The following is a 4,484-nucleotide window of genomic DNA, read 5'->3' on the forward strand; positions in this document are numbered from 1 at the left end:
CGGCGATGCGGCGGATGACAGCGTTGGACACGGATGGACCTTCCGACGGGGACAAGGGCGGTCGCGGCATGCCGGAGCATGCGTGAGCCACTCACGCGGTGGAGAGGGGATCCGTCGGCGGCGGGTGAACCACCCGTGCCGCCCGGCGACTCATCCAGTTCTACCGATGACGTGGTGGGCTGGCAACGACGCCTCTTACTAGCCGGCCTCGCAGGCGGGGCCGCCCGGCCCCCTGCCCCCGTGATCAACGTCCGTGCAGGTGGGGGTGGGTGTGAGGGGGGTGGTGCGGGCGCTTCGCGGCCCACTATCGGCGTTCGTATGTGACCTGGGTCCTGTGGGGCGCCTCACCGCCCAGGGCCCCGAATGTCACCCTCCGCCACCGTTCGTACCCCTTTCGAGGGCGGCCTCGCGGTCCGAGACGGCCCCCGAATCGAAGGAGACGGGTGCGTCGAAGGCGGCTTTCCGAGTCGCCCGCCGCAGCGCCTTCAGCAGCGTGGCCCCCAGCGTCAGCGTCAGGACGACCGTCAGCGCCGCCCGGCCCAGGTCCCAGCCCACCGAGGTCGCCAGACAGTAGGCGACGAAACGCGCCAGATTCGCGGGGACGGGATCGCCGGGGTGGAACGAGATGCCCTGGCCCATGCCCTGCAGGATCACCCACCCCTGCAGGTTCATGACCGTGCCGTACGCGAACGAGCCCACGAAGCCGTACGCCGCCAGCATCAGCAGCTCCGCCCGGCCGCGTAGCCTCTCCGGTCCCGGCAGCAGCCCGGCCCCCAGCGAGAACCAGCCCATGGCCAGCATCTGGAACGGCATCCACGGCCCGACCCCGCCCGTCAGCAGGGCGGAGGCGAACATCGTCACCGAGCCCAGGACGAACCCGAAACCGGGACCGAGGACGCGGCCGCTGAGCACCATCAGGAAGAACATCGGCTCCAGTCCGGCCGTGCCCGCGCCCAGCGGGCGCAGCGCCGCCCCGACGGCGGCGAGCACACCGAGCATCGCCACCGCCTTGGCGTCCATGCCGTTGTCGGCGATCGTCGCGACGACCACGGCCACCAGGAGCGGGAGGAGCGCGGCGAAGAGCCAGGGGGCGTCCTGGGAGTGGGCGAGCCCCGACTGCTGGTCGGCGAGGAGCGGCCAGCCGAAGGCCGCGATGCCGATGAGGGTGACGAGGACCAGGGCGGCGGCGGCCCGGGGGCCGATGCGGACGGGGCGGTTCACTGCGTATCCGTCGCGTCGAGGGCAGTGTCGACGGTCGTGTCGAGGCCCGCGGCGAGGCTTGTGCCGAGGGCTGCGGCGACCTGGCTCACCGTGAGCCAGTGGCCCGGGGCCAGGATCTTCGCCACCTGCGGAGCGAAGGCCGGCGAGGACACGACGACCTCGGCGGTCGGGCCGTCCGCGACGACCTCCCCGCCGGCCAGGATCACCACGCGGTGGGCCAGCTCGGCGGCGAGCTCCACGTCGTGGGTGGCCAGGACGATGGCGTGGCCGTCGGCGGCCAGGCCCCGGAGGACCTCGATCAGACGGACCTTGGCGGCGTAGTCCAGGCCGCGGGTGGGCTCGTCGAGGAGCAGCAGGGCCGGGCGGCCGGTGAGGACCAGCGCCAGGGCCAGGGCCAGGCGCTGGCCCTCGGAGAGATCACGGGGGTGGGTGTCGTCGGGGACGTCCGGGAGCAGCGCGGAGACCAGGGCGCGGCAGGTGCCGGGGGCCGCGCCGGCGTCGGAGTCGGCGGCGGCGCACTCGGCGGCGACGGTGTCGGCGTAGAGGAGGTCGCGGGGCTCCTGCGGGACGAGGCCGACGCGGCGGACCATCTCGGGCGGGGGCGTGCGGTGGGGGGTGCGGCCGCCGACGGTCACCTCGCCGGTGGTGGGGGCGAGCGTGCCGACGAGGGTGGCGAGGAGGGTGGACTTGCCGGCGCCGTTGCGGCCCATGAGGGCGATGGTCTCGCCGGGGGCCACGGTGAGGTCGATGTTGCGGAGCACGTCGGTGCGGGAGCGGCGGACGCCCAGGGCGCGGGTGTGGGCCGGGGCCCCTGCCGGGGCCGCTGGGCTCGGGCTCGGGCTCGGCGTGCCGCGGCGCAGCAGGCGTGCGAGCAGGCCGGCCGGGCCGCCGCCGGGGCTCCGCCCCGGACCCCGCGCCTCAAACGCCGGCGGGGCTGGATGGTGCGGCGAGGCTGGAGTGTGCGGCCGGGCCGCAAGATCGGGGCTCCGCCCCGGACCCCGCTCCTCAAACGCCGGAGGGGCTGGATGGTGCGGCGGGGCTGAAATACCGGGGCTCCGCCCCGAACCCCGCGCCTCAAACGCCGGCGAGGCTGGAAGAAGCGGCGGGGCTGAATCGTGCGGCGGGGCGGAGCCCTGGGAGACGGCGGGAGTGGTGGGCTCGGGCAGAGCGGGTGCGGGGTTGGCTGCGGCCCCGGCGGGAGCCGAGAGGCGGGCACGCAGCGGCGCGGCCAGACGGCGGGCGTCGCGGATCGAGAGGGGGAGCGGGGACCAGCCCGCGAGGCGGCCCAGGGAGACCACCGGCGGGTGGACCGGGGAGACGGCCATGATCTGCGCCGGGGGGCCCAGGACGGGCGCCGCCCCGGGGGACGGCAGGAGCAGCACCTGGTCGGCGTACTGGACCACCCGCTCCAGCCGGTGCTCCGCCATCAGGACGGTGGTGCCGAGGTCGTGGACCAGGCGCTGGAGGACCGCCAGGACCTCCTCCGCCGCCGCCGGGTCCAGCGCCGACGTGGGCTCGTCCAGGACCAGGACCCGGGGGTGCGGGGTCAGGACCGAGCCGATCGCGACCCGTTGCTGCTGGCCGCCGGAGAGCGTGGCGATGGGCCGGTCACGGAGTTCGTTGAGGCCGAGGAGGTCCAGGGTCTCCTCCACCCGGCGGCGCATCACCGCAGGTGGCAGGCCCAGCGATTCCATTCCGTACGCGAGCTCGTCCTCCACCGTGTCCGTCACGAAGTGGGCCAGGGGGTCCTGCCCGACCGTGCCGACCACGTCCGCCAGCTCCCGGGGCTTGAGGGTACGGGTGTCCCGCCCGGCCACGGTCACGCGCCCGCTCAGCCTGCCGCCCGTGAAATGGGGGACCAGCCCGGACACGGCCCCCAGCAGGGTGGACTTGCCGACCCCCGACGGGCCGACCAGGAGGGTCAGCTCGCCTTCCGGGATCACCAGGTCGACGCCCTGGAGGGAAGGCCCGGCCGCGCCCTCGTAGGTGACCGACACCTGCTCGAAGCGGATCACTGCGACGCCTCCTTGGGCGGTACGGGTGCCACGAACGCGGGCAGCAGGCCGATCAGGATCGCCGCCGCCGGCCACAGCGGCAGCGTGGGCGCCACCAGCGGGACCACGCCCGGGTGCAGGGCCGCCGGGTCGACGGTGCCCGCGCGGATGAGGAGCGCGGCGACGGCCGCGCCCGAGCCGGCGACCAGCCAGGCGCGCGGGCCCCAGCGGTCGGGCCGGTAGCGGGTGCGTACCGACCGGCGCCCGCCGAGGCGCAGGCCCGCGAGGGCCAGGGCGGCGCCGATGCCGAGCACGGGGAGCCCGTACGCGGCGCCCTGCGCGGCCAGCAGTCCGTAGGTGCCCGCGCACATGCCGAGGAGACCGCCGAGGGTGAGGACGTTGGTGGTGTGCCGGACGGCCGACGGAACCTTCGCCGTGCGGCCGTAGCCGCGCGCGTCCATCGACGCGGCGATGGCGACGGAACGCTCCAGGGCGCCCTCCAGGACCGGCAGGCCGATCTGGAGGATCGCCTTCACCCCGCCGGTGGGGCGTCCGCGCAGTCGGCGGGCCGTCCGCAGCCGGACCACGTCGGCGACCATGTTCGGCGCGAAGGTCATGGCGACGACGACGGCGACCCCGGCCTCGTAGAGGGCGGCCGGCAGGGACTTCAGCAGCCGCGCCGGGTTCGCGAGGGCGTTCGCGGCGCCCACGCAGACGAGGAGGGCGGCCAGCTTCGCGCCGTCGTAGAACGCGAAGACCAGCTGCTCGGCGGTGACCTTCCCGCCGAACCGGATGCCCTGCGCCCAGGCGGGCAGCGGGATCTCCGGGAGCGTGAACAGGGTGTGCGCGCCGGGGACGGGCGAGCCGAGCAGCATGGAGAAGAGCAGGCGCAGGCCGATGACGACGAGGCCGAGCTTGAGGAACGCCCCGTAGGAACGCGCCCAGGGCGCGTCCGTGCGGCGGGCTGCCACCACGTACCCGGCGACGCCGACGATCAGCCCGAGGAGGAGGGGGTTGGTGGTGCGGGAGGCGGCGGTGGCGAGCCCGAGGGCCCAGAGCCACCAGGCCCCGGCGTGCAGGGCGGTGGCCCGGCGGGCGAGCGGGGCCTGCCATTTCTTCTTGTACGTCGACCAGTGCGGGGAATCCTGCGCCGCGGGGTGGCTCCGGCGGGCCGGGGGCACGTCGCCGGGTGCGGCGCCGCTCCTGGGGGCTCCGCCCCCAGACCCCCGCTCCTCAAACGCCGGAGGGGCTGGTTGTTTGTGCGCCGGC

The 4,484-nt window shown here is 75.4% G+C and carries 3 protein-coding genes; all 3 read right to left on the minus strand.

Features of this window, described 5'->3' with window-relative positions; translation table 11 throughout:
- Positions 1-366: 366 nt before the first annotated feature.
- Genes AB0D29_RS38575 through AB0D29_RS38585 form a run of 3 tightly spaced genes read right to left on the minus strand, consistent with a single transcriptional unit; the run spans position 367 to position 4,294 of the window.
- On the minus strand, positions 367-1,221 hold the full coding sequence (locus tag AB0D29_RS38575) for an ECF transporter S component (protein WP_362860507.1): 855 nt from the start codon (positions 1,219-1,221) through the stop codon (positions 367-369).
- Complete coding sequence (locus AB0D29_RS38580) at positions 1,218-3,236, minus strand: ATP-binding cassette domain-containing protein (RefSeq protein WP_362860508.1); 2,019 nt, start codon at positions 3,234-3,236, stop codon at positions 1,218-1,220. Before AB0D29_RS38580 ends, AB0D29_RS38575 begins: the two co-directional genes overlap by 4 nt.
- Positions 3,233-4,294, minus strand: a complete 1,062-nt coding sequence (locus AB0D29_RS38585) for an energy-coupling factor transporter transmembrane component T (protein WP_362860509.1) — start codon at positions 4,292-4,294, stop codon at positions 3,233-3,235. Before AB0D29_RS38585 ends, AB0D29_RS38580 begins: the two co-directional genes overlap by 4 nt.
- Between the last annotated feature and the right edge of the window lie 190 nt (positions 4,295-4,484).

This window comes from Streptomyces sp. NPDC048424 (assembly GCF_040651555.1).
In the GTDB taxonomy this organism is placed as follows: domain Bacteria; phylum Actinomycetota; class Actinomycetes; order Streptomycetales; family Streptomycetaceae; genus Streptomyces.